This is a genomic window from Trinickia sp. (assembly GCF_051961175.1).
In the GTDB taxonomy this organism is placed as follows: Bacteria; Pseudomonadota; Gammaproteobacteria; order Burkholderiales; family Burkholderiaceae; genus Trinickia.
In genome coordinates this window covers 1-3412 of sequence record NZ_JBQCDN010000005.1, presented here as the reverse complement: position 1 = coordinate 3412, position 3412 = coordinate 1, and the positions used below count along the sequence as shown (strand labels likewise).

Annotated in this window: 3 protein-coding genes; all 3 read left to right on the top strand. The window is 63.3% G+C overall.

All coding sequences use genetic code 11. The annotated features are described in order from the left end of the window. Positions 1–35: 35 nt before the first annotated feature. A complete protein-coding gene (gene rpsR / locus ACTHL0_RS00415) occupies positions 36–311 on the top strand; it encodes a 30S ribosomal protein S18 (protein ID WP_440539353.1) in 276 nt (91 codons plus the stop codon). Positions 312–338: 27 nt separating this feature from the next. Next, the gene (gene rplI / locus ACTHL0_RS00410) at positions 339–791 is read left to right on the top strand and encodes a 50S ribosomal protein L9 (protein WP_440539354.1); all 453 of its coding nucleotides are present in this window, start codon (positions 339–341) and stop codon (positions 789–791) included. 156 nt (positions 792–947) lie between these two features. After that, complete coding sequence (gene dnaB / locus ACTHL0_RS00405; RefSeq protein ID WP_440564573.1) at positions 948–3377, top strand: replicative DNA helicase; 2430 nt, start codon at positions 948–950, stop codon at positions 3375–3377. The last annotated feature ends 35 nt before the right edge of the window (positions 3378–3412 follow it).

The window sequence follows — 3412 nt, the reverse complement described above, 5'->3', positions numbered from 1 at the left end:
ATCACAGAATTGCAGGACATTGGAAAGGACTGAACATGCCCCGCCCGACTGGTAAGAAATTCGACAAGCGCCGTCAGCAACAAAACCCGCTGTTCAAGCGCAAGAAGTTTTGCCGCTTCACGGCTGCCGGCGTCGAGTACATCGACTACAAAGACATCGAAACGCTGAAGGACTTCATCGGCGAAAACGGCAAGATCACGCCGGCTCGTCTGACGGGTACGAAGGCCCACTATCAACGTCAGCTCGACACGGCGATCAAGCGTGCGCGTTTCCTCGCGCTCATGCCGTACACCGACCTGCACAAGGCCTAATCAGACGGCGCGATAAGGAGAATCCGAATGCAAATCATTCTTTTGGAAAAAGTCGTCAACGTCGGCAACCTCGGCGACGTCGTCAAGGTCAAGGATGGCTACGCCCGTAACTTCCTGATTCCGCAAAAGCTGGCTCGTCGCGCGACGAAGGCCGCGATCGCCGAATTCGAAGTGCGCCGCGCCGAACTCGAAAAGGCGGCCGCCGAGAAGCTGGCCGCTGCGCAAGCGCAAGGCGAGAAGATGGCTGGCCTCACGATCCAGATCGGCCAGAAGGCCGGCGTGGATGGCCGTCTGTTCGGCTCGGTCACGAACGCGGACATCGCCGCAGCACTGACGAAGCAAGGTTTTGCAGCGGAAAAGGCGCAGGTTCGCCTGCCGCAAGGTCCGTTGAAGATGGTGGGCGACCACCCGGTGCAAGTTGCGCTGCACACGGACGTCCTGGTGGACGTCACCGTGTCGGTGCTCGGCGAGCACGCGTAAGTATCGCGAGCAGGTGCCGGCTCGATCGGGCGTTGCCCGGTCGAGCGCACAGATTGAAGAGGGGCAGGAGCCGGCGTGCCGGTTTCCTGCCTTTTTTGTTTTGGCCTCGTTTTGCCTGCTGGCTAAGGCGCAGCCATTTCGCGATAATGCCTTCCCATGAACGCACCGTCCCATGATCCGCAACTCGAATCGCTAAAGGTCCCCCCGCATTCGATCGAGGCCGAGCAATCGGTCCTCGGCGGGTTGCTGCTCGACAACGCCGCATGGGACCGTATCGCCGATTTCCTCGCCCAGAGCGATTTCTACCGGTACGACCACCGCATTATTTACGAGCACATCGGGCGGCTGATCGCGGCGACGCGGCCGGCCGACGTCGTGACCGTCTACGAGGCGCTGACGAGCGCGGGCAAGGCCGACGAAGTCGGTGGGCTCGCGTATTTGAACGCGCTGGCCCAAAACACGCCGAGCGCCGCCAATATCCGGCGCTATGCCGAAATCGTGCGCGATCGCGCGGTGCTGCGCCGGCTCGTGTCGGTGGCCGATGAAATCTCGGCCGATGCGTTCAATCCGCAAGGCAAGGAGGTGCGACAGCTGCTTGACGAGGCCGAGGCGCGCGTGTTTTCGATCGCCGAAGACGGCGCACGGGGCACGCAAGGCTTTTTGGAGATCGGGCCGCTGCTCACCCAGGTCGTCGAACGGATCGACACCCTTTACCACACCGCCAATCCGAGCGACGTGACCGGTACGCCGACGGGTTTCGTCGATTTGGACCGCATGACGTCGGGGATGCATGGCGGGGAGCTCATCATCGTGGCGGGACGCCCGTCAATGGGAAAGGCGCAGCCGCTCGACGCCCGTGTGAAGACGCTCACGGGGTGGAAGCGAATGGGCGATCTCGAACGGGGCGATGCGCTCGCTTCGGTGGACGGGGCGCCGTCGATGGTGACGGGTATCTATCCGCAGGGCGAGCGCCAGGTTTATCGGGTGCGGTTCTCGGACGGCCGCTCGGCCGAGTGTTGCGACGAGCATCTGTGGCGTGTGCATTTTCGGGATTGGGCGCAACCGCGCGTGGTCGATACGGCCGAGCTGCGCACGCTGCTGACGCGCAAGCGTTACCAGAGCCGCTTGTGGATCGATCTACCCAGCGGAGATTTCGGCCACGAAGAAGCCTTGCCGGTCGATCCTTGGGTGCTCGGCGCATTGTTGGGAGACGGTGCCATCGGCGGTACGTCGGTTCGCTTCAGTGTCAAGGCTGAGGAGACACTCGAACGAATGCGTGCGCGCGTGGGTGACCGCATGCAGATTGAATATGCCGGCCAGTACGATTGGCGCATCAAACGCCGGCCCGCGGGCCCGGATACGAAGCGTCCGAGCGTGAACCCGATCAAGCTGGCGCTGGAGCGGTTGAGCCTGTGGGGATGCACGAGCGCCGACAAATTCATCCCGCGCGCGTATCTCGACGCCGCTAAATCGGTGCGGCTCGACTTGCTGCGCGGGTTGCTGGACACCGACGGCTGGGTCGAGTCCTGCGGCACGGTTCGGTATTCGACGGCCAGCGCGCGACTGGCACAAGACGTGTGCGAGCTCGTGCGCTCCCTGGGCGGCTGGTGCACGGTGTCGGAAAACGTCGCGTCGTTCACGCGCGAGGGCGTGCCTCAGCAAGGTGCGACCGCCTACCAATGCACGATCAGCCACCCGGATCCGCAAAGCCTGTTCCTCTTCGAAGGCAAGCGGGAGCGGCTGGAGGGTGGCCGCACGCGGCGCAAGATGCCTGTGGTGGTCTCGATCGAGCCGACGCGGCGAGCGCAAACGCAATGTATCTCGGTATCGCACCCCACGCGGCTTTACCTGACCGACGATTACGTTGTCACGCACAACACGGCATTTTCGATGAACATCGGCGAGTACGTGGCCGTGGAGTACGGGTTGCCCGTCGCCGTGTTCTCGATGGAAATGCCGGGTACGCAGCTCGTCATGCGGATGCTCGGCTCGGTCGGCCGCCTCGATCAGCACCGCATGCGCACGGGGCGCCTCACCGACGAGGATTGGCCCAAGCTCACGCACGCCGTGCAGAAAATGAGCGAGGCGCAACTGTTCATCGACGAGACGGGCGGCCTGAACCCGATGGAGTTGCGCTCGCGCGCACGGCGCCTGGCGCGCCAATGCGGCAAGCTCGGGCTCATCATCGTCGATTACTTGCAGCTGATGTCCGGCTCGTCGGCCGGAGAGAACCGCGCCACGGAGATTTCCGAAATCTCGCGCTCGCTCAAGGGATTGGCCAAGGAACTCGATGTGCCGGTCATCGCGCTCTCCCAGCTGAACCGAAGCCTCGAGCAGCGGCCGAACAAGCGTCCCGTCATGTCGGACTTGCGCGAATCGGGCGCTATCGAGCAGGACGCGGACGTCATCTTGTTCATCTACCGCGACGAAGTGTACAACCCCGACAGCCCCGATAAAGGGACGGCTGAAATCATCATCGGTAAGCAGCGTAACGGCCCGATCGGCCCCGTTCGGCTCACGTTCCTGGGGCAATACACGAAGTTCGACAATTTCGCCGGCCCGCAGACGTTCCACGGCGGCGATTAGCCGAGCGCCGCGGTGCTCGGGCGCGCATCTGCCGC

What these genes read in the sequence shown, in the direction of transcription:
- rpsR (WP_440539353.1), top strand. Translation starts at nt 36, where the DNA reads ATGCCCCGCCCGACTGGTAAGAAATTCGACAAGCGCCGTCAGCAACAA.
- rplI (WP_440539354.1), top strand. Translation starts at nt 339, where the DNA reads ATGCAAATCATTCTTTTGGAAAAAGTCGTCAACGTCGGCAACCTCGGC.
- dnaB (WP_440564573.1), top strand. Translation starts at nt 948, where the DNA reads ATGAACGCACCGTCCCATGATCCGCAACTCGAATCGCTAAAGGTCCCC.